The organism is Pseudomonas sp. JAI111 (assembly GCF_024809425.1).
Classification (GTDB): domain Bacteria; phylum Pseudomonadota; class Gammaproteobacteria; order Pseudomonadales; family Pseudomonadaceae; genus Aquipseudomonas.
The window spans coordinates 198,576-220,526 of the sequence record NZ_JANUCB010000008.1; the positions used below are offsets into that span (position 1 = coordinate 198,576).

General features: G+C 60.4%; 21 protein-coding genes. 6 read left to right on the forward strand and 15 right to left on the reverse strand.

The genetic code is table 11. The features are described 5' to 3' along the window. Nucleotides 1-2: 2 nt before the first annotated feature. On the forward strand, nt 3-1,526 hold the full coding sequence (lnt, locus tag HNR03_RS23210; RefSeq protein ID WP_259156115.1) for an apolipoprotein N-acyltransferase: 1,524 nt from the start codon (nt 3-5) through the stop codon (nt 1,524-1,526). A 124-nt stretch (nt 1,527-1,650) separates the two neighbouring features. Here the strand turns inward: lnt and HNR03_RS23215 are convergent, their stop codons facing one another. Beyond that, a complete protein-coding gene (locus HNR03_RS23215; protein WP_259156118.1) occupies nt 1,651-2,412 on the reverse strand; it encodes a YdcF family protein in 762 nt (253 codons plus the stop codon). A 105-nt stretch (nt 2,413-2,517) separates the two neighbouring features. Beyond that, complete coding sequence (locus tag HNR03_RS23220) at nt 2,518-2,838, reverse strand: hypothetical protein (protein ID WP_259156119.1); 321 nt, start codon at nt 2,836-2,838, stop codon at nt 2,518-2,520. 278 nt (nt 2,839-3,116) lie between these two features. Here HNR03_RS23220 and leuS point away from each other — a divergent pair, with 278 nt between their 5' ends. The 5 genes from leuS to HNR03_RS23245 all read left to right on the forward strand — a co-directional run bounded on the left by leuS (nt 3,117) and on the right by HNR03_RS23245 (nt 9,243). After that, nucleotides 3,117-5,723, forward strand: coding sequence for a leucine--tRNA ligase (gene leuS, locus HNR03_RS23225; RefSeq protein WP_259156120.1), 2,607 nt, complete (start codon nt 3,117-3,119; stop codon nt 5,721-5,723). A gap of 88 nt (nt 5,724-5,811) precedes the next feature. Then, a complete protein-coding gene (gene lptE / locus HNR03_RS23230) occupies nt 5,812-6,417 on the forward strand; it encodes an LPS assembly lipoprotein LptE (RefSeq protein WP_259156121.1) in 606 nt (201 codons plus the stop codon). A gap of 39 nt (nt 6,418-6,456) precedes the next feature. Then, nucleotides 6,457-7,494, forward strand: coding sequence for a DNA polymerase III subunit delta (gene holA / locus HNR03_RS23235; protein ID WP_259156122.1), 1,038 nt, complete (start codon nt 6,457-6,459; stop codon nt 7,492-7,494). Between the two features lie 199 nt (nt 7,495-7,693). Then, nucleotides 7,694-7,858, forward strand: coding sequence for an alternative ribosome rescue factor ArfA (gene arfA, locus HNR03_RS23240; RefSeq protein WP_090179482.1), 165 nt, complete (start codon nt 7,694-7,696; stop codon nt 7,856-7,858). Nucleotides 7,859-7,920: 62 nt separating this feature from the next. Continuing rightward, the gene (locus tag HNR03_RS23245; protein ID WP_259156124.1) at nt 7,921-9,243 is read left to right on the forward strand and encodes a lytic murein transglycosylase; all 1,323 of its coding nucleotides are present in this window, start codon (nt 7,921-7,923) and stop codon (nt 9,241-9,243) included. A gap of 129 nt (nt 9,244-9,372) precedes the next feature. Here HNR03_RS23245 and HNR03_RS23250 read toward each other — a convergent pair whose 3' ends face one another. The 13 genes from HNR03_RS23250 to HNR03_RS23310 form a co-directional block, all read right to left on the reverse strand. Then, nucleotides 9,373-10,323 carry an LD-carboxypeptidase gene (locus HNR03_RS23250; protein WP_259156125.1) on the reverse strand — a complete coding sequence of 317 codons (951 nt, stop codon included), beginning with the start codon at nt 10,321-10,323 and terminating at the stop codon, nt 9,373-9,375. Between the two features lie 144 nt (nt 10,324-10,467). After that, the gene (gene lipA / locus HNR03_RS23255; protein WP_007946663.1) at nt 10,468-11,490 is read right to left on the reverse strand and encodes a lipoyl synthase; all 1,023 of its coding nucleotides are present in this window, start codon (nt 11,488-11,490) and stop codon (nt 10,468-10,470) included. A 1-nt stretch (nt 11,491) separates the two neighbouring features. Further along, complete coding sequence (lipB, locus tag HNR03_RS23260) at nt 11,492-12,139, reverse strand: lipoyl(octanoyl) transferase LipB (protein ID WP_222588603.1); 648 nt, start codon at nt 12,137-12,139, stop codon at nt 11,492-11,494. After that, nucleotides 12,139-12,414 (reverse strand): DUF493 domain-containing protein, encoded by a 276-nt coding sequence (locus tag HNR03_RS23265; RefSeq protein ID WP_222588604.1) that lies wholly within the window; start codon nt 12,412-12,414, stop codon nt 12,139-12,141. Before HNR03_RS23265 ends, lipB begins: the two co-directional genes overlap by 1 nt. An 84-nt stretch (nt 12,415-12,498) precedes the next feature. Further along, entirely contained in the window at nt 12,499-13,656 is a 1,158-nt protein-coding gene (locus HNR03_RS23270; RefSeq protein ID WP_090179469.1) for a D-alanyl-D-alanine carboxypeptidase family protein, read from the reverse strand. A 183-nt stretch (nt 13,657-13,839) separates the two neighbouring features. Further along, nucleotides 13,840-14,850: a septal ring lytic transglycosylase RlpA family protein gene (locus HNR03_RS23275; RefSeq protein ID WP_259156126.1), complete on the reverse strand. Its 1,011-nt coding sequence runs from the start codon at nt 14,848-14,850 to the stop codon at nt 13,840-13,842. Beyond that, nucleotides 14,850-15,860 carry a lytic murein transglycosylase B gene (mltB, locus tag HNR03_RS23280; RefSeq protein WP_090179465.1) on the reverse strand — a complete coding sequence of 337 codons (1,011 nt, stop codon included), beginning with the start codon at nt 15,858-15,860 and terminating at the stop codon, nt 14,850-14,852. The genes HNR03_RS23275 and mltB overlap by 1 nt, the downstream gene beginning before the upstream one ends. Before the next feature lie 17 nt (nt 15,861-15,877). Beyond that, a complete protein-coding gene (gene rodA, locus HNR03_RS23285; protein WP_222590297.1) occupies nt 15,878-16,981 on the reverse strand; it encodes a rod shape-determining protein RodA in 1,104 nt (367 codons plus the stop codon). Nucleotides 16,982-17,012: 31 nt separating this feature from the next. Further along, nucleotides 17,013-18,908, reverse strand: coding sequence for a penicillin-binding protein 2 (gene mrdA, locus HNR03_RS23290; RefSeq protein WP_222588606.1), 1,896 nt, complete (start codon nt 18,906-18,908; stop codon nt 17,013-17,015). A 10-nt stretch (nt 18,909-18,918) separates the two neighbouring features. Beyond that, the gene (gene rlmH / locus HNR03_RS23295; RefSeq protein WP_007937439.1) at nt 18,919-19,386 is read right to left on the reverse strand and encodes a 23S rRNA (pseudouridine(1915)-N(3))-methyltransferase RlmH; all 468 of its coding nucleotides are present in this window, start codon (nt 19,384-19,386) and stop codon (nt 18,919-18,921) included. A 9-nt stretch (nt 19,387-19,395) separates the two neighbouring features. Next, nucleotides 19,396-19,890, reverse strand: coding sequence for a ribosome silencing factor (rsfS, locus tag HNR03_RS23300; protein WP_090179458.1), 495 nt, complete (start codon nt 19,888-19,890; stop codon nt 19,396-19,398). A 72-nt stretch (nt 19,891-19,962) separates the two neighbouring features. Beyond that, entirely contained in the window at nt 19,963-20,652 is a 690-nt protein-coding gene (gene nadD / locus HNR03_RS23305; protein ID WP_222588607.1) for a nicotinate-nucleotide adenylyltransferase, read from the reverse strand. Nucleotide 20,653: 1 nt separating this feature from the next. Continuing rightward, nucleotides 20,654-21,925, reverse strand: coding sequence for a glutamate-5-semialdehyde dehydrogenase (locus tag HNR03_RS23310; protein WP_259156130.1), 1,272 nt, complete (start codon nt 21,923-21,925; stop codon nt 20,654-20,656). Between the last annotated feature and the right edge of the window lie 26 nt (nt 21,926-21,951).

Consider the following 21,951-nt stretch of genomic DNA (forward strand, 5'->3'; position numbering starts at 1 on the left):
ACATGCTCCGCGTAACCCGCCCCGGCTGGCCCGGTAATCTGCTGGCCGTGGTGGCCGGTGCACTCACTACCCTGGCGTTGGCGCCGTACGATATCTGGCCGCTGGCTTTGCTGGCGGTCGGTTTCTTCTATGCCGGCTTGCGAGAACTGAGCCCCCGTCAGGCCCTGGGTCGTGGCTGGTGTTTCGGTTTCGGCCTGTTTGGCGCCGGCACCAGCTGGATCTACTACAGCATTCACAACTTCGGTGGCGCCTCGATGCTGCTGGCCGGAATGCTGATGCTCGCCTTCACCGCAGCGATTGCCTGGTTCTTCGCCCTGCCCGCCTGGATCTGGGCGCGCTGGCTGCGCCGCAACGAAGCGCCACTGGCCGATGCCTTGGCATTTGCCGCGCTGTGGGTCGCCCAGGAAGCCTTTCGTGGCTGGTTCCTCACCGGTTTTCCGTGGCTCTACTCCGGTTACAGCCAGCTCGACGGCCCGCTGGCCGGGCTCGCGCCAATCGGCGGAATGTGGCTGATTTCCTTCACCCTGGCCCTGACAGCCGCGCTGATCTGCAACGCCATGCGCCTGGTTCGTGCGGGGCGTAAAGGTTTCATCGCCGCGGGCATGTTGTTGCTGCTTGGCCCCTGGGTCGCCGGCATGGCATTGAAAGAACACGCCTGGACCAGCCCGGCGGGGCCGGCGCTGAGCGTCGCCGCGATTCAGGGCAATATCGAACAGAGCATGAAGTGGGACCCGGCACAGCTCAACGCGCAGCTGGCGCTGTACCGCGACATGAGCTTCAGCTCCAAGCGGGTCGACCTGCTGATCTGGCCGGAAACCGCTGTTCCTGTGCTCAAGGAGTCCGCCGAGGGCTACCTGAACATGATGGGGAATTTTGCCGCGGACCGTAAAACTGCGCTGATTACCGGTGTACCGATTCGCCAGGAAGTGCGTCACGAGAAGCGCTTCTTCAACGGCATCACCGTTGTTGGCGAAGGCGATGGCACTTACCTCAAGCAGAAACTGGTGCCGTTCGGCGAATACGTTCCGTTGCAGGACGTGCTGCGCGGGCTGATCGCCTTCTTCGACCTGCCAATGTCCGATTTTGCCCGTGGTCCGTCTGACCAGCCGATGCTGCAAGCCAAGGGTTACCAGATTGCGCCGTTCATCTGCTACGAAGTGGTCTACCCGGAGTTCGCCGCAAGCCTTGCCGCTCGCAGTGACTTGCTGCTGACCATCAGCAACGACACCTGGTTCGGCACCTCCATCGGTCCGCTGCAACATTTGCAGATGGCGCAGATGCGCGCGCTGGAAGCGGGCCGCTGGATGATCCGCGCCACCAACAACGGCGTTACCGGCCTGATCAACCCGTTCGGCCAGATCACTGCCCGGATCCCGCAGTTCGAACGCGGCATCCTGTACGGCGAAGTGGTGCCGATGCACAACCTGACGCCTTACCTGCAATGGCGTTCGTGGCCGCTGATCATCCTTTGCGTGCTGTTGTTTGGCTGGGCACTGGTGGCGAGCCGGATGGCCAAGACTGTCTGAAACTGCTGAGCTTGATCGTTCCCACGCTCTGCGTGGGAATGCATCCCGTGACGCTCTGCGTCACAGCATCAAACGCGGACGCAGAGCGTCCATGGCGGCATTCCCACGCGGAGCGTGGGAACGATCAGCGATAGAAAAGCCAATACCCGAGCTGTCCTACGGCCTCATTCAACAACTGCCCGCTCTGCCAGATCGATTTGAATTCCGGCATCCAGCCGCCCAGCGGCCGGGCATTGTCCTCGCCTAAAAACCCCACCGGCGCGGGCACCACTTCAAATCCGGCTTGCCGGAAACTCCAGACCGATCGCGGCATGTGCCATGCCTGCGTGACCACTACCACCCGCTTGATCCCCTCCGGCAACAGCACATGAGCGCTGAACTGCGCGTTCTCCCACGTCGTGCGGCTTTGCCCCTCCTGCCAACGCACGGTCACGCCGAAATCATCGAGCAACGAGTCCGCCATCAGTTTTGCTTCGGTGGGCGGCGTGCCGTAATGCAGGCCGCCACTGGTGAGAATGGGCAACCCGGACGCCTTCGCCAAACGTGCGGCATACCGTTCACGCTCCAGACCGATCCCTGTCGGCTGATCGGCGCCCCAGGCAATATCGCCGCGCTCACGCCCGGAACCCAGCAACACAATTGCATCAGCGCGCTGGCCCAGGGTTGACCATTCGTCACGCGCCAACGGCGGCTGACTCTCCAGGGCCTTCGCCCCCCACTGCACGACCACCGGCAGACTCATCAGCCAGAAACCGCCCGCCCCCAAGACAAAACACACCGTCGCAAGGCGCGGCCTTGAGCGGCGCAACCACCACGCAAGAACCAGCAACAGCAACAGAATGCCGGGCGGTAATAGAAGTTGTTTCACGAAATAGCGAAAAGGCATCGAGCATCTCCATAAGATGCCCGAAGCCTAAGTTGGTTGACGCAAAGCGACAACAAATGCGGAAGGATTATGCTTCAACAAACCGTGTTTAATGACGTGGAGCCGTTATTTGAATTGCAGCGACCGGACCTTTTCCGCGCCACTACCAGTTGCCTTGTCCTTAAGCCAGACGATCTTGGCCGAACGCGGTGCATCAAGTTGCTTCACTGCGGCTGACAGGCATCCGTGCGTCTCACGTTCACTGCGGTCCAAATAGGCTTTGACCAATGCAAACTCTGCGGGACTCAATCCACGCAGTTCCAGCTCAAGGGGACGCTCATCGCGTAGCCGACCAGCGGTTTTTGCAGCCTCCAGAGCCATCCCAAGACGATCAATCAGTCTTTCGTACAGCTCCGGCTTTGTGACTTTTTGCTGTGACTCAACCATCCCTCACCTCATTGAAGATAAGACTCACTCCCCATTTAGAGCTTAGCTTCCATGAACAAACCGGCTGAGTGCCGCGACCAACGGCCCTCGCAGGCAAATCGGGCAACGCCTGCGTGCAATCAGGGTTTCCCTCGGTAGAGCGCGGTCATGTATGCTACGGCGCTTCCTGTAACTCCACTTCCAGCTCGCCTGGGCACCGAAACGCCGATTTGGCGTCGTCACCGTCCAGCGTTGCATTGAAGAGGATTAGGCCACCCCTATTCAGTTCAAAAGTAGCCATGCACGAACAATATCAGCCCCGTGAAATCGAAGCCGCCGCCCAGTCGTTCTGGGACGAGCAAAAGTCCTTTGAAGTCAGTGAACAGCCAGGCAAGGAGACTTTCTACTGCCTGTCGATGTTCCCTTACCCCAGCGGCAAGCTACACATGGGGCACGTGCGCAACTACACCATCGGCGACGTGATCTCCCGCTACCAGCGCATGCAAGGCAAAAACGTTCTGCAACCGATGGGTTGGGACGCCTTCGGCATGCCGGCGGAAAACGCCGCAATGAAGAACAACGTAGCGCCGGCCAAGTGGACCTACGAAAACATCGCCTACATGAAAACCCAGCTGCGCAGCCTGGGCCTGGCGGTGGACTGGTCACGCGAGGTGACCACCTGCAAGCCTGATTACTACCGCTGGGAACAATGGCTGTTCACTCGCCTGTTCGAAAAAGGCGTGATCTACAAAAAAAGCGGCACCGTGAACTGGGACCCGGTCGACCAGACCGTCCTGGCCAACGAACAGGTGATCGACGGTCGCGGCTGGCGTTCCGGCGCGCTGATCGAAAAGCGCGAAATCCCGATGTACTACTTCAAGATCACCGCCTACGCGGATGAGCTGCTGGAGAGCCTCGACGAACTGACTGGCTGGCCTGAACAGGTCAAGACCATGCAGCGCAACTGGATCGGCAAATCCCGCGGCATGGAAGTGCAGTTCCCGTACGACGTCGATTCCATCGGCGAAACCGGTGCGCTGAAAGTCTTCACTACCCGTCCGGACACCCTGATGGGCGCGACCTACGTTGCCGTGGCCGCCGAGCACCCCCTCGCCGCCCTGGCAGCGCAGAACAACCCTGAGCTGCAAGCGTTCATCGCTGAATGCAAGGGCGGCAGCGTCGCTGAAGCCGACGTCGCCACTCAAGAGAAAAAAGGCCTGCCGACCTCGCTGTTCGTCGAGCACCCACTGACCGGTGAGAAACTCCCGGTATGGGTCGCCAACTATGTGCTGATGCACTACGGCGACGGCGCGGTCATGGCTGTACCGGCTCATGACGAACGTGATTTTGAATTCGCCCACAAGTACAACCTGCCGATCAAGTCCGTGGTGCGCACCAGCGCAGGTGACACCAACCCGGCTCCTTGGCAGGACGCCTACGGCGAACACGGCACGCTGATCAACTCCGGCGAGTTCGACGGCCTCGATTTCGCTGGTGCGTTCGACGCCATTGAAGTGGCGCTGATCAAGAAAAACCTCGGCGCCTCGCGTACCCAGTTCCGCCTGCGCGACTGGGGCATCAGCCGTCAGCGCTACTGGGGCTGCCCGATCCCGATCATCCACTGCACTACCTGCGGTGATGTGCCGGTCCCGGAAGATCAACTGCCCGTCGTGCTGCCGGAAGACGTGGTGCCGGATGGTGCCGGTTCGCCACTGGCACGCATGCCTGAGTTCTACGAGTGCGCTTGCCCGAAATGCGGCGCACCGGCCAAGCGTGAAACCGACACCATGGACACCTTCGTCGAGTCCTCGTGGTATTACGCCCGTTACGCCTCGCCGCACTATGAAGGCGGCCTGGTGGAAAAATCGGCGGCCGACCATTGGTTGCCGGTGGATCAATACATCGGCGGTATCGAACACGCCATTCTTCACCTGCTGTATGCGCGCTTCTTCCACAAGCTGATGCGTGACGAAGGCCTGGTGAGCTCCAACGAGCCGTTCAAGAACCTGCTGACCCAAGGCATGGTGATCGCCGAGACTTACTATCGTCGCGAAGCCAATGGTGCCTACACCTGGTTCAACCCGGCAGATGTCGAACTCGAACGCGACAGCAAAGCCAAGGTTATCAGCGCCAAACTGATCGCAGACGGCCTGCCGGTGGAAATCGGCGGCACCGAGAAGATGGCCAAGTCGAAGAACAACGGCGTCGATCCACAGTCGATGATTGACCAGTTCGGCGCAGACACCTGCCGCCTGTTCATGATGTTCGCCTCGCCGCCCGACATGAGTGCGGAATGGTCCGATTCCGGCGTAGAAGGTTCGCACCGTTTCCTCAAGCGCGTCTGGCGCCTGGCGCAAGCACACGTTACGCAAGGCCTGCCAGGCAAACTGGACATCGCCAGCCTGAACGACGAGCAGAAAGCCGTTCGCCGTTCGATCCACCTGGCAATCAAGCAAGCCAGCCACGACGTCGGCCAGAACCACAAATTCAACACCGCCATCGCCCAGGTGATGACGTTGATGAACGTGCTGGAAAAAGCCGCGCAAGGCACCGAACAGGATCGCGCACTGGTTCATGAAGGCCTGGAAGCCGTGACCCTGCTGCTGGCTCCGATCACCCCGCACATCTGCCATGAACTGTGGCATCGACTGGGCCACGCAGACCCGGTGATTGACGCGGGCTGGCCGGTACTGGACGAGAGCGCGCTGGTGCAGGACAGCCTGACGCTGGTTATCCAGGTCAACGGCAAGTTGCGTGGCCAGATTGAAATGCCGGCCACCGCGTCGCGCGAAGAAGTCGAAGCCGCAGCCCGTGTCAACGAGAACGTGTTGCGCTTCGTCGACGGCCTGACTATTCGTAAAGTGATCGTAGTGCCCGGAAAACTGGTCAATATCGTCGCCAGCTAAATTGGATCAGGCGCCAGGTCAGCCTGGCGCCGCGTAAAACCTTTCGGGCCGCACGGTCGGCCCACCTGGTTTCAAGGGGAGCAACAAGATGATCAAACGCAATTTGCTGGTGATGGGCCTCGCAGTCCTGTTGAGCGCCTGCGGTTTCCAGCTGCGCGGCACTGGCACCACCGAACTGGCGATCAGGGAACTCGACCTGAGCGCACGCAACGCTTACGGCGAAACCGTGACGCAACTGCGTCAGGCCCTGCAAAGCAGCGGCGTCAAGGTCTACTCCGGTGCACCGTACAAACTGGTGCTGACCGATGAGCAGGAAACCCAGCGCATCCTCAGCTACGCCGGTGCCGGTGGTACTGGCGAGTATCAGGTGAATACCGTGCTGAACTATGACATCCGTGGCGCACACGACCTGCCATTGATGAGCGACAAGCTTGTAGTGCAAAAAATCTTTATGCACGACGGCAACAACCTGATGGGTTCCGATCAGGAAGCCAGTACTGCTCGCTTAGAAACCCGGCGCGAACTGATTCAGCGCATGATGCTGCGTCTGGCACAGCTGACTCCAACCCAACTGGAGAAGATGCAACAGACTGCCGATGCCAAGGCCAAGGCCGAAGCTCAGGCACTGGAAGCGGCACAGAAGGCTGAAGCGGAAACTCCGCGTCAGTCGCCCGTCGAAATTCCGCAGCAATAAGACTTACGGGGTGCTCAGGCGCCCCGTTCGCCCTTTCTTATGAAACTTGCCCCCGCCCAACTCGCTAAACACCTGCAAGGTCCCCTTGCACCCATCTATATCATCAGCGGCGATGACCCGTTGTTGTGCCAGGAAGCCGCCGACGCCATCCGCGCCGCCGCTCGCCAGCAAGGCTTCGATGAACGCCAGGTCTTCGCCGCCGACGCCAGTTTCGACTGGGGTACACTGCTGCAGGCCGGTGCCAGCATGTCGTTGTTTGCCGAAAAGCGTCTATTGGAACTGCGCTTGCCATCCGGCAAACCCGGTGACAAAGGCGCCGCCGCGTTTATCGAGTACTGCGCGCGCCCGGCCGAAGACACGGTGTTGCTGATCAGTCTGCCCAAGCTGGATGGCAGCGCGCAGAAAACCAAGTGGGGCAAGGCACTGGTCGAAGGTCAACAGACGCAGTTCGTGCAGATCTGGCCGGTGGATGCCAACCAGTTACCGAGCTGGATCCGTCAACGGCTGTCCCAGGCCAGTCTTTCGGCCAGTCAGGACGCGGTCGAACTGATCGCCGCGCGGGTCGAAGGCAACTTGCTGGCCGCCGCCCAGGAAATCGAAAAGCTCAAACTGATGGCCGAAGGTGGCCAGATCACCGTAGAAACCGTGCAAGCCGCGGTGGCCGACAGTGCCCGTTTCGATGTCTTCGGCCTGACCGATGCAATTCTCAATGGCGAAGCCGCCCATGCGCTGCGCATCCTCGAAGGGTTGCGTGGTGAAGGCGTCGAGCCGCCGGTGATTCTCTGGGCGCTGGCCCGGGAACTGCGCCTGCTGGCCAACCTGTCGTTGCAATACAGCCAGGGTGTGCCGCTGGACAAGGCCTTCAGCCAGGCCCGACCGCCGGTCTGGGACAAACGCAAACCACTGATGAGCAAAGCCCTGCAACGCTACTCGGCGCCACGCTGGGCGCAGTTGTTGCTGGAAGCGCAGCGCATCGATGCACAGATCAAAGGCCAGGCTGCCGGATCACCGTGGATGAGTCTGAGTCGGTTGTCGTTGTTGATGGCGGGCCAACGATTGTCCTTGCCTGCTGAGTAAGGTCAAAAGATCGTAGCCTCGTTGCACTCGACAACTCCTACAAGAGAACGCATTTCAATGTAGGAGCTGTCGAGTGCAACGAGGCTGCGATCTTTTGATCGTGCTTCCTACAAATCAAATCCGTATTTCCCCTCTAGACAGCCCCCCAACTTCGGCAGATGATTTGCACCGCAAAACCCACTGACTGAGAGTACTCATCATGAGCAAAAAGCCATCTAAAAGTGGCCCCAACAAGGCCAAATCAATCATCGCCCAGCCACTGTTCCGCAGCCGTCAGGAACGAGCCGGCAAGGGCAAAGGCAGCTACCGCCGCGAAGCCTTCCAGTCTAATAGCTGGGAGGCTTCTTACTTTCTGGCGGCCTGAAAGGCAAGCGACCGCTCAACATGGTAAGGTCTTCACCTGATTCGTATTCCCTGGAACTGTGCATGCCCCTTCGTCTTTCCCGTCGCTGGCCCCTACGCCAACTGATCGCTGCCTCCAGCCTCATTCTACTTGTCGCCTGCGCGGAAAAACCGACCGCCGCGGACGCTCAACCGCTTCAGACCCTTCCCGTCGCGACAGCCCCTGCGGTCATTCCGCCGGTGGTGCCGGCCGATGAAAACCTCGACATCCAGCCCACCCAGACCTTCGCTGAATGGCAGGCGGGTTTTCGCAAAGAGGCGCTGGCCGCCGGGATTCGCGCCGACGTGTTCGACCGCGCTTTCGCCAATGTCAGCTTCGACGAGAGCGTGATTCGCGCCGACCGCAGCCAACCGGAATTCGCGCGCCCTGTGTGGGAATACCTTGATGGCGCCCTTTCGCCGCTTCGGGTACGCAAAGGCCAGACGCTGGTCAACCAATACGCCGACATTCTGCAAAGCATCGAACAGCGCTACGGCGTCGACCGCCAGGCGCTGGTGTCGGTGTGGGGCATGGAGAGCAATTTCGGGCAGTTCCAGGGCACCAAGTCGGTGATCAATTCCCTGGCGACCCTGGCTTATGAAGGCCGGCGCCCAGGCTTTGCTCAGGCGCAATTGATCGCCGCGTTGCAGATCCTGCAACAAGGCGACATCACGCCAGAGAAGATGCTCGGCTCCTGGGCCGGCGCCATGGGCCAGACCCAGTTCATCCCGACCACCTACAACACCCACGCCGTGGATTTCGATGGCGACGGTCGCCGCGACATCTGGGGCAGCCCCGCCGATGCGTTGGCCTCGACCGCACATTACCTGCAAAGCTCCGGCTGGCAGAAAGGCCAGCCGTGGGGTTTTGAAGTGCAGCTGCCAGGCACTTTCAACTATGTGCTGGCCGATGGCATTCTGCGCAAGAGCGTTGCCGAATGGTTGCAATTGGGCGTCTCGCTGCCCAATGGTGCCAAGGTTCCGGCGGGCTCCGAACACCTGTCGGCCGCCCTGTTGCTGCCGGCCGGCTATCGTGGCCCGGCGTTCCTGGTGCTCGACAACTTCCGCGCGATCCTCAAGTACAACAACTCCTCGTCCTATGCGCTGGCCGTGAGCCTGTTATCCGAGCGCTTCACGGGTGGAGGTTTGATCAGCGGCACTTGGCCAAAAGATGATTTGCCGCTGAGCCGTACCGAACGGATCGAACTGCAAAGCTTGTTGAGCGCGCAGAACTACGACGCAGGCACGCCGGATGGCATCATCGGTGCCAACACCCGCAAAGCGATCCGCAGCGCACAGCAGTCGTTTGGCTGGCCAGCGGATGGATATCCGACGCACAAGTTGCTGGAAGGACTGCGTAACCGATAGTCGGCCGAATGGCTGATGCCGCCTTCGCGAGCAAGCCCGCTCCCACAGTTGACCTAGTCCTTCCATAGGAATGCGGTCGAATGTGGGAGCGGGCTTACTCGCGAAGACTGACTGTCAGGCGACAAATGCCTACAGCTTGACCACCACATCCTGCTCCAGCACCAATTCCTTCTTCCCCGCATCCAATCGAACCAGTGCCCCCATCGGCAATGTCAGGTTCGGATCGCAATGCCCGCTGCGCCACCCGGACAGCACCGGTATCCGCAACGGTTCGAAGGTCTGCTTGAGCAAACGCTCCAGCGCCAGCGTATCAACCCCGGCCACATCCCCCACCAGAACGCCGCGCAACTTGCCCAAGGTGCCCGCCAGGCGCAGATGGGTCAGCAGACGGTCAATCCGATACAGCGGCTCGTTGACGTCCTCAATGAACAGGATGACGCCCTCGGCCTCCATTTCGAACGGCGTGCCCATCGTCGCGGCCAGCATCGACAGATTGCCCCCGAGCAAACGCCCGTGAGCAATGCCCGGCTCGATTGTGGTCAGCGGGTAGGCCGACGGATGCGACAGAACACTGCCGGCCTTCACCTGCCCTCTGAGCATGTTGAAAAACGAAGACTCGGTCGGCTTTTGCTTTGCGCCCAACAAATCGGCATTGAGCAGCGGCCCGTGAAAGGTCACAAAACCGGCGTAACGGCTGATCGCGACGTGCAGCGCGGTGATGTCGCTGTAGCCGATGAATGGTTTCGCGTTGTTTTGCAGCAATTCGAAATCGATACGATCGAGTAAACGCGGCGTACCGTACCCACCGCGCAGGCAAATGATGGCGTCGACCTCGGTGTCAGCGAACGCCGCATGCAAGTCATTGAGCCGTACATCGTCGCTTCCGGCCAGGTAGCCATCCTGCTCGTATACGCCGGGGAACACACGTAGCGCATATCCGCGGGCACGCATCCACGCAACGGCCTTGTCGGTATCCAGCCCGGCGGGCCCCGCAGGCGCAATCACACCGATCAAGCCTTGGGAAGGCAACGCAGGGACGGGTTTGTGGGGATAAAGCGTGTGAGTCGGTCGAACGGTCATCCATGAATCTCCCTGCGCAAAAAGCTTCAGCACACAGTAGTCAGGAACGGGGACAAACAGAAGAGGTTAAGTTGCCGTGAACAAGACAAAAAAACGCCCGCAAGGTCAGAAACCTCGCAGGCGCTTTTGCTTGCTCGCCGTGGATCAGGACGACATCAGCTCGGCCTTGACCAGCTTCGCCTGTTCGTCGGCGTGGTACGAAGAACGTACCAGCGGACCGGAAGCGACGTTCTTGAAGCCCATCTTGTAACCTTCCTCGGCGAACCAGGCGAAGGTATCCGGGTGCACAAAACGCTGAACCGGCAAGTGGCTGCGGGACGGTTGCAGGTACTGACCCAGGGTCAGCATGTCGATGTCGTGCTCGCGCATACGCTTCATGACTTCGATGACTTCTTCGTCGGTTTCGCCCAGGCCCAGCATCAGGCCGGATTTGGTCGGAATGTGCGGCATCATCTGCTTGAAGCGTTGCAGCAGGGTCAGTGACCACTGGTAGTCCGAACCCGGACGCGCTGCCTTGTACAGGCGCGGCACGGTTTCCAGGTTGTGGTTGAACACATCCGGCGGCTCGGCAGCGGTGATTTCCAGCGCGACGTCCATACGGCCACGGTAGTCCGGGACCAGGGTTTCGAGCTGCACATTCGGCGACAGCTTGCGGATCTCGCGGATGCAGTCGGCAAAGTGCTGGGCACCACCGTCGCGCAGGTCGTCGCGGTCAACCGAGGTAATCACCACGTACTTGAGCTTGAGGTCGGCGATGGCGATGGCCAGGCTTTCGGGCTCGTTGACATCCAGTGGCTTCGGACGACCGTGGCCAACGTCGCAGAACGGGCAGCGACGGGTGCAGATATCGCCCATGATCATGAAGGTTGCGGTGCCACCGGAGAAGCACTCTCCCAGGTTCGGGCAGGACGCCTCTTCGCACACACTGTGCAGCTTGTGTTTGCGCAGCAGCGCCTTGATGCGGTCGACCTCCGGGGAAACCGGGATGCGCACGCGAATCCAGTCAGGTTTCTTCGGCAGTTCGGTGGTCGGAATGATCTTCACCGGGATACGTGCAACCTTCTCGGCGCCGCGCAGCTTGACGCCGGCTTCAACCTTGGCACGCGGGGCCGGACGCTCGGTGACATCAAGCGTCGGGATCATGGTTTGCACTGCATCAGTAGTCATATCAGTCGATTCCGCCCGTTAGGGTCGTCTGCTCAGCATAGTCGAGGTGTTTGACGAGCTGCGCGCGCAGCCGGGCACTTACCTCGGCAAATTCAATCGATCCTGCGTGATCGCTTAGCTGGGTCATTGCCAGCCCGGCGTAACCGCAGGGATTAATCCGTCGAAACGGTTCCAGGTCCATATCCACGTTCAGGGCCAGGCCATGAAAAGAACAACCGTGGCGGATCCGCAGGCCCAGGGAGGCAATTTTCGCCCCCTCGACGTAGACACCTGGCGCGTCTGGCTTGGCGTTGGCGGCAACGCCATAGCTGGCCAGCAACTCGATCAGGCAGTGTTCCATGCGCGTGACCAGGTCACGCACGCCGAAACCCAGCTTGCGAACGTCGAGCAACAGGTAGGCCACCAACTGGCCGGGACCGTGATAAGTCACCTGACCACCGCGATCGACCTGTACCACCGGGATATCCCCTGGCAGCAACAAGTGCTCGGCCTTGCCGGCCTGGCCCTGGGTGAACACCGGAGGGTGTTCAACCAGCCAGATCTCGTCCGCGGCATTGCTGCCGCGTTCGTTGGTGAAGCGCTGCATGGCATGCCAGACCGGCTCGTAAGCCATCTGACCCAGCTCGCGAAAGCCCAGCGTGCCGGGCATCACAACACCATGTGCACGAAGCCGGTAGCCCGCAGTTCGCTGTTGATGTTGTACAGCTGGTCCTGATCGGTGGCGACGATGTGCAACTGAATCGTGGTGTACTTGCCGTTGGTGCTTTGACGCTCATCAACGCGCTCATCGTTGACCGTCGCGTGTTTCTTGACGATCTCGATGATCCTGTCTTTGTTGCCTACACCCGTATCGCTGATCACCTTAACCGGGTAATCAACATTGGGGAATTCGATCTTAGGCGCCTTTACTTCGGTATCGGTCATGGCGTAACGGCCTCGTAAGCGTAAGCCGTGGCGACGGGCAAAGCCCCTGGCCGGATCGGCGAGGGGCTTTGCAGGTGCACACTATCAGTTGAACAAGCCGTAGAAGAATAGACGGATGCTATCCCACATGCGGCGGAAGATACCACCCTCCTCGACAGCGTCCAGGGCGATCAGGTCAGCGCTGTGCACCACCTTGTCGTCCAGTTTCACTTCGACTTTACCGATCACGTCGCCCTTGGCGATTGGCGCAACCAGTTGCGGGTTCATGGTCATGCTGGCGGCGAGCTTTTTCAGCTGGCCTTTTGGCAGGGTCATGGTCAGGTCTTCAGCCAGGCCGGCCTTGACTTGATTGGTGCTGCCCTTCCAGACAGGTGCCTGAGCCAGCTCGGCGCCTTTCTGATAGAAGGTCTGGGTTTCGAAGAAACGGAAACCGTAGGTCAGCAACTTCTGGGTCTCGGAGGCGCGAGCCACTTCGCTGTTGGTGCCGAACACCACGGCGATCAGGCGCATGCCATCACGTACAGCCGAAGACACCATGCAATAGCCCGCTTCGTCGGTGTGACCGGTCTTCAGACCGTCGACAGTCTTGTCGCGCCACAGCAGCAGGTTGCGGTTAGGTTGCTTGATGCCGTTCCAGAAGAACTCTTTCTGCGAGTAGATCGCATAGTGAGCCGGGTCTTCGTGGATGATCGCGCGAGCCAGCACAGCCATGTCGTGAGCCGACGAGTAGTGCTCAGGGTTCGGCAGACCGGTCGGGTTCATGAAGTGGGTGTTGGTCATGCCCAGGTCGGCGACGGTTTTGTTCATCAGGTCGGCGAACGCATCTTCGCTGCCGGCGATGTGCTCGGAGAGCGCAACGCTGGCGTCGTTACCCGACTGAATGATGATGCCGTGCAGCAGGTCGCTGACAGTGACCTGCGAGCCGACCTTGATGAACATCCGCGAACCGCCGGTACGCCAGGCGTTTTCGCTGACAGTCACCGGATCGTTTTCGCCGATCTGGCCACGACGGATTTCCAGCGTCGCGATGTACGCGGTCATCAGCTTGGTCAGGCTGGCCGGAGGCAGACGCTGATCACCATTGTTCTCGACCAGCACGTTGCCGCTGCTGGCATCCATGAGCACATAGGCTTTAGCGGCCAATTGTGGTGGCGATGGCATCATCTCGACCGCGAAAGCCGCGGGCGAGAGGAGTAGCGGGACTAGCAGGAACAGGCGTTTGGCAAAGGTGGTGATGTTCATCCGTCTCTCGAAATCGCTAATGGAAACTGCCCAAGGGCAAAACTAATCAGATGACCTTCTAACGGGCCATCGCGTGTTCAGTTGCTCAACTCAGTAACCCTTGCCGGGCTTTTGTTCTTCAACGAGCCAACAACCCGGTTCGCCCCCCAAACCGCAAGCGAACCATCAATCAAGTACTACGTCTTACTCGGCGGTGACCAGGCTCGGCGAACCGAGATTGGCCAGACGCACGCTGTTCTGCACCTGCTGGATTTCACCCGGCGAACCGATCGGCCCCAGACGCACCCGATGCAGCGTCTGTTGATTGCGCACGATCGAACTGATGAACACCGGAGCGCTCACCATCCCGCTGAGCTTCGATCTCAGGAGCTCTGCAGCGTCCGGGTTGGCGAACGCGCCCACCTGCAGATACTGGCCAGAGGCTGGTACAGAAGCGTTTTTTTTTGCATCAAGCTGAACGGGCACAACGGCTGCAGCGTGTTGCTGCGGCGGTGGCGTCCATTGCTCGACGGTGCCGGCCGATGCGGTAATCGTCGGCGCGGCATTTTGCGCTACTTGCGGCTCGTTGAGCATCAAAGGCGCCGGACGGCCTTTCTGTGCCCACCACTGTTGCGGATCAATGCCTTCAACCTTGACCCGCGCCGTACCGATTTCGGCATAACCAAGCTTCTTGGCGGCAGCGTAGGACAAGTCGATGATCCGGTCCGAGTAGAACGGCCCACGGTCATTGACCCGCAGGATCACGCTCTTGTTGTTGTCCAGGTTGGTCACCCGGACGTAACTCGGCAGTGGCAAAGTCTTGTGCGCGGCGCTCATGCCGTAAAGGTCATACACTTCGCCGTTGGCGGTGTTCTGGCCGTGAAACTTGGTGCCGTACCACGACGCCGTGCCCGAGGCGACATAGGTCTTGGAGTCTTGCAGCGGGAAGTAGGTCTTGCCCAGTACCGTATACGGGTTGGCCTTGTAAGGGCCGGAGTGCAGGGTCGGTGTGGCGTCCGGGATGCGCGACACGTCGACGTCCCACCACGGCGCGCCATCCTTGTGAGCCCGGTTGATGTCCAGGCCTGGCATGGCGCGGATGGCGGTCGAAGACTTTTGCGTCGGCGCGCGACTGGTCGAACAACTGGCGAGCAGCACCGCCAATGCGGCGAACGCCATCAGCTTCAGGGGTTTATTCATAGGCAATGCCCGCATTACTTGACGCCCCGTGCTTGGACAAGCTGTTCAGACAGTTGATGTACAGCCATGGCGTACATCACGCTGCGGTTATAACGCGTGATTGCGTAAAAATTCTTCAGGCCCATCCAGTATTCGGAGCCATTATCGCCTTCCAGGCGGAAAGCCGTAACCGGCATATCATCGCGCAGCGCATCATGACTCGACCAGCCCAAGGCTCGCAACTCCCCGACCGTTTTAGTCGGCTCGATGCCCGTCGTCAAACCTTCGTCGACCTGCTCGCCACGAACATCGGCGCGACTGACCACCGGTTCGCCGGCGACCCAGCCATGAAGCTTGAAGTAACTGGCGACGCTGCCGATGGCATCGTCCGGATTGGTCCAGATATTAATGTGCCCATCACCGTCGAAGTCCACTGCATAAGCGCGGAAGCTGCTCGGCATGAACTGCGGCAAGCCCATTGCCCCGGCGTAGGAGCCTTTGAGGGTCAACGGATCGACCTGTTCTTCCCGCGCCAGCAACAGGAACTCACGCAATTCCTTGCGGAAGAATTCGGCACGAGGAGGATAGTCGAAACCCAGGGTCGACAAGGCGTCGATCACCCGGAAATTTCCGGTATTGCGACCGAAAAAGGTCTCAACGCCGATAATCGAAACGATGACCTGGGCCGGCACACCGTATTCCTTCTCGGCACGCGCCAGTACGGCCTCGTGTTGGCGCCAGAAGTCCACGCCACGGGCGATGCGCGCGTCGGTGATGAACATCGGGCGGTATTCGTTCCACTGCTTGACGCGTTCGGCGGGTTTCGAGATCGCGTCAAGAATCGACTGCTTGCGCTCGGCTTCGCGGAACACGCCCATCAGCTGTTCACCGGCAAAACCGTAGTCGCGGGTCATTTCACCGACGAATTCGGCCACCTGGGGTGAGCCTTCGTAATCGCCGGCCAGCGCGTCCTGCGCTGTGCCAAGGATGCTTACCAGGCCGACCCACGGCGCGTATCGAGTCGCCCAGCCATGCACTACTTGCATTGAAAATTTCACCTTATTCAAACCTGTGCGATCCACTTACGATGGGTATGGATCGACATCAAAACCCCAAACGCTGACAGTAGCGTCACCAGCGAAGTTCCTCCGTAGCTAATGAACGGCAACGGAACCCCCACAACCGGCAACAGGCCACTGACCATACCGATGTTGACGAAAACGTAAACAAAAAACGTCATGGTCAGGCTGCCCGCGAGCAATTTGCCGAACAATGTCTGGGCCTGGGCGGTAATGACCAGCCCGCGACCGATCAACAAGAGATAAATCAGCAACAGTGCGCAAATGCCCACCAGGCCGAACTCTTCGCCCAACACCGCAATAATGAAGTCGGTGTGGCTTTCAGGCAGGAAGTCCAGGTGCGACTGGGTGCCGAGCAGCCAGCCCTTGCCGAACACACCGCCGGAACCGATGGCAGCCTTGGACTGAATGATGTTCCAGCCAGTGCCCAACGGATCACTTTCCGGGTCGAGGAACGTCAGGATTCGCTGCTTCTGGTAGTCGTGCATGATGAAGAACCACATCGCCACGGCCACCGGCACCGCAGCGGCAATCACGCTGAGGATCCAGCGCCAGCGCAGGCCACCCATGAACAATACGAAAGCGCCGCCGGCCAGGATCAGCAGCGAGGTGCCAAGGTCGGGCTGACGCACGATAAGAATGAAGGGCAGGCCAATCAGAAACAGACTGACGGCGACATGCTTGAGCTGCGGCGGCAGCGTGCGCTTGGACAGGTACCAGGCGATGGTCGCCGGCATCAGGATCTTCATGAATTCCGAAGGCTGAAAGCGGATCACCCCGGGGATGTTGATCCAGCGCGTGGCCCCCATGGCGTTGTGGCCCATGACATCCACCACCACCAGCAACAGCACGCCGAGTACATAGCCGATCGGCACCCAGCGAGCCATGAAGCGCGGTTCGAACTGGGCGATGACGATCATCGACACCAGCCCGATGCCGAACGAGGTGGCTTGCTTGGCCAGCAAATCCCAGCTCTTGCCGCTGGCCGAATACAGCACGAACAGGCTGCCGGCCGCGAGGGTCAGCAGCAGAATCAACAACGGGCCATCGATGTGCAGACGCTGCAACAGCGTGGCACGACGACGCATCACATCCTCACTGGAGAGCATGCGATCAAAATTATTCATCACTGGCTGTAGCCTCCGCACTGGTAGGGCTGGCGTATTCGGCTTTCAGTCGGCCGTCCTGGTCCAGGAGCCAGGCGTCCATGACTTGACGCACCACAGGCGCCGCGACGCCAGAACCGGACTCGCCGTTCTCGACCATCACTGACACCACGATTTGCGGGTTATCGGCCGGTGCGAATCCGACGAACAAGGCGTGGTCGCGGTGGCGCTCCTGAACCTTGGAACGGTCGTACTTCTCGCCCTGCTTGATCGCGACCACCTGGGCCGTACCACTTTTACCGGCGATGCGGTATTGCGCGCCGATCGATGCCTTGCGCGCGGTCCCTCGGGCGCCATGCATCACTTGCTGCATGCCGTGGTTGACCTTGGTCCAGTCGGACGGGTCACGCAAAATGATGTCCGGCATCGGATTTTCATCCTTGGGCTTCACGCCTTCGACAGTCTTGGCCAGGTGCGGACGGTTCCAGACACCTTTGTTGGCGACCAGCGCCGTCGCCTGGGCCAGTTGTAGCGGCGTCGACTGCATGTAGCCCTGACCAATCCCCAGAATCAGCGTTTCGCCCGGGAACCAGGCTTGACGGCGGGTAGCGCGTTTCCACTCGCGAGACGGCATCAACCCCGGCGATTCTTCGAACATGTCCAAAGACACCTTCTGGCCGATACCGAATTTACCCAGGTACGACGACAAGCGATCGATCCCCAGCTTGTGGGCCAGGTCATAGAAGTAGGTGTCATTGGAACGCATGATTGCCGTGTCCAGGTCGACGTAGCCGTCGCCGGTACGGTTCCAGTTGCGGTACTTGTGATCGTAGTTGGGCAGCATGTAGTAACCGGGGTCGAACACCCGGGTCGATGCCGTCACCACACCCGAATCCAGACCGGCGATGGCCACCGCTGGCTTGATGGTCGAACCCGGCGGGTACAGACCACGCAATACGCGGTTGAACAGCGGGCGGTCGATGGAATCGCGCAGCTCGGAATAGGCTTTGAAGCTGATGCCGGTAACAAACAGGTTCGGATCGAAGCTTGGCTGGCTGACCATCGCCAACACTTCGCCGGTTTTCGGGTCCAGCGCGACGACAGCGCCTCGACGCCCGCCGAGCGCGGCTTCGGCGGCTTCCTGCAATTTGATGTCCAGGCTCAGGACAATGTCCTTGCCGGAAATCGGCTCGGTGCGCTTGAGCACCCGCAGCACACGGCCACGGGCGTTGGTCTCGACTTCTTCGTAACCGACCTGACCGTGCAGCTCGGGCTCGTAGAAACGCTCGATGCCGGTTTTACCAATTTGATGGGTGCCGCTGTAACTTACCGGATCGAGCGACTTCAGCTCTTTCTCGTTGATCCGGCCCATGTACCCAACCGAGTGCGCAAAGTGCGCGCCCTGCGGATAGTGCCGAACTAGCTGCGCAACCACTTCCACGCCAGGCAGACGGAACTGATTGACCGCAATCCGGGCAATCTGCTCTTCGGTCAGCTCGAACAGGATCGGCACCGGCTCGAACGGCCGACGCCCCTGACGCATGCGTTTCTCGAAGATCACCCGGTCCTCGGGCGTCAGTTCCAGCACTTCGACAATTACATCGAGCACTTGCTGCCAGTCGCCGGAACGCTCGCGGGTCATGCTCAGGCTGAAGCTGGGCCGGTTGTCGGCCACCACCACACCATTGCGGTCGTAAATCAGCCCGCGCGTGGGCGGAATTGGCTGCACGTGGACGCGGTTGTTTTCCGACAGAGTCGAGTGGTACTCGTACTGAATCACCTGGAGGAAATACAGCCGCGCGATCAGCACACAGATCAGCGTTACGACCGCAATTGCCCCGAACACGACGCGACCACGCACCAGACGGGCGTCTTTTTCGTGGTCCTTGATGCGGATCGGCTGGGACATGAGGGCAGAACTACTTGTGGTAAGGGTGGCCGGACAGCACTGTCCAGGCACGATACAGCTGTTCGCCGATCAGAATCCGCACCAGCGGGTGCGGCAACGTCAACGGCGATAACGACCAGCGCTGATCAGCCCGCGCACAGACTTCCGGCGCCAGCCCTTCGGGGCCGCCGACCATGAAGTTGACCGTGCGCGAGTCCAGCCGCCAGCGATCGAGCTCGACCGCCAGTTGCTCGGTGCTCCAGGGCTTGCCGTGGACTTCGAGGGTCACAACGCGCTCGTTCGGCCCGACCTTGGCCAGCATGGCTTCGCCTTCCTGACGGATAAAGCGCGCCACGTCGGCGTTCTTGCCACGGGTATTGAGCGGTATTTCCACCAGTTCCAGCGCCAGCTCGGACGGAAGGCGCTTGGCATACTCATGCCAGCCTTCTTCCACCCATTTGGGCATGCGGGAACCGACGGCGATCAGTCGCAGTCGCACAGCGGTCCCTTATTGCTGGTCTTTGTTGAGCTTGATGAAGTGCTCATGGGTGTTTTCCGGGCTGTGGTGAGCAGCGTTCAGAGCACGGCTCTGCTCAGCACCGGACCACAGGCGCTCCAGGTCGTAAAACTGACGGGCCGAAGCGGTCATCATGTGCACGATGACATCGTCCATATCCAGCAGGACCCAGTCGCTGTCGCCCTTGCCTTCTTCACCCAGCGGCTTGACGCCTTGGGCTTTGACGGCTTCGCGAACCTTGTCCAGCATCGCGCCGATCTGGCGGTTGGAGGTACCGGTAGCGATGATCATGAAGTCAGTAATGCTCTGCTTTTCACGAACGTCGATGACCTGGATGTCCTGGGCCTTGACGTCTTCCAGGGCCGCCACGGCAACCTTGACCAGTTCTTCACCGCGCAGTTCCGGCCCGGTTGGAGCCTCTACTGGCAGCGGAGCGCTCTTGAATGTGCCTTTGCGCTTTACTTTAGTTACGTCTTTGTCAGTCATATAAAACTCGTTTTGCTCGTATGTTCGGGCGCTTCACTGCACGTCATTGCGTGCCTGGAAGCATGCCTCTTTTCAGTTCGACGCACGGTAGAGACCGTGCGCATCGATGTAGGCCAGGACCGCGTCGGGCACCAGGAAACGTACCGACTTACCGCTGGCCAGCAGTTGACGGATCTGGGTGGCGGATACCGCGAGCGGTGTCTGCCAGACGAATGCAATCTGTCCGCTCGGCCCTTTGAGGGCCAGCGGGTCGCTCACCGAGCGTGCCGCCAACAGATTGCGCAAGGCATCCGGCGGTTCGCTGTCGGCATCCGGGCGTTGCAGCACCAGGATGTGGCAATGCTGGAGCAACTCTTCCCAGCGATGCCAAGTGGGCAGGCCGCAAAATGCGTCCCAGCCCAAAAGTAGAAAAACCTGGTCAGAGACGGCCAGTTCGGCACGCATCAGTTCCAGGGTATCGATAGTGTAGGACGGTTTGTCGCGCTGTAACTCCCGCGCGTCCACCACCAACGGCGCCACACCGGCCACCGCGCACTCGACCATTGCCAGCCGGTCCTGCGCCGACACCTGCGGCGTGCCGCGATGAGGCGGCCTGGCACTTGGCGTCAGGCGCAATTCATCAAGCGCCAGCGACTCGGCGACTTCCAGCGCACCGCGCAAATGGCCGATGTGCACCGGGTCGAAAGTCCCGCCCAGTACGCCAATGCGACGAGGTTGTGGCTCGCTGGCGGTCACTTGGGCTGTCGGGTCAAGGTCGCCCAACTCAGACCGACGCCTGACCGCGTAACTGACCATCACCGACCACGATGTACTTCTCGCAGGTCAGCCCTTCGAGGCCCACCGGGCCGCGGGCGTGCAGCTTATCAGTAGAAATGCCAATCTCGGCACCCAATCCGTATTCAAAGCCATCGGCAAAACAGGTCGGCGTATTGATCATCACCGACGAAGAATCGACTTGCGCCACAAAACGCCGGGTGTCTGCGAGGTTTTCGCTGACAATCGAGTCAGTGTGATGGGAGCCGTACTTGTTAATGTGCTCGATGGCCTGGTCCAGTCCGTCGACCACGCGGATCGACAGGATCGGCGCCAGGTATTCGGTGGTCCAGTCGTCTTCAGTGGCCAGCGCTGCGTCGATGATCGCTCGCGTGCGTTCGCAACCGCGCAGCTCGACGCCTTTTTCGCGGAACTGTGCAGCCATCGACGGCAGGAAATCCTTGGCAACGGCCTGATCCACCAGCAGCGTTTCCATCGCGCCGCAGATGCCATAACGGTAAGTCTTGGCGTTGAAGGCGATGCGCTGGGCTTTGGGCAGATCGGCGTGGGCACTGACATACACGTGGCAAATGCCGTCCAGGTGTTTGATCACTGGCACGCGGGCATCGCGACTGACCCGCTCGATCAGGCCTCGGCCGCCACGGGGCACGATGACGTCGACGTATTCGGGCATGGTGATCAGCGCGCCGACGGCGGCGCGATCGGTGGTTTCGACCACTTGCACCACGGCGGCCGGCAGCTCGGCCTCGGCCAGGCCACGCTGGATGCAGGCGGCGATGGCACGGTTGGAATGAATCGCCTCGGAGCCGCCACGCAGAATGGTTGCGTTACCGGACTTCAGGCACAGGCTGGCAGCGTCGATCGTCACATTGGGCCGGGATTCGTAGATGATCCCGATCACGCCCAACGGTACGCGCATCTTGCCGACCTGAATGCCCGACGGACGGAAGCTCATGTCGCGGATCGCACCAACCGGGTCCGGCAATGCCGCCACCTGACGCAAGCCGACGATCATGCCGTCGATGCGCTCCGGGGTCAGCGCCAGACGCTCAAGCAATGCCGGCTCAAGACCATTGGCACGACCAGCGGCCAAATCCAGTTCATTGGCAGCCGTCAGCTCGGCGCGTGCAGCATCCAGCGCATTGGCAGCCGCTTGCAGCGCGCGGTTCTTCTGCGCAGTGCTGGCACAGCCAATCACGCGAGAAGCCTCGCGGGCAGCGCGACCCAGGCGGGTCATGTAGTCAAGAACGGACTCAGTCATGGTCTGGAGTGGTCTTTGCTAAGGTC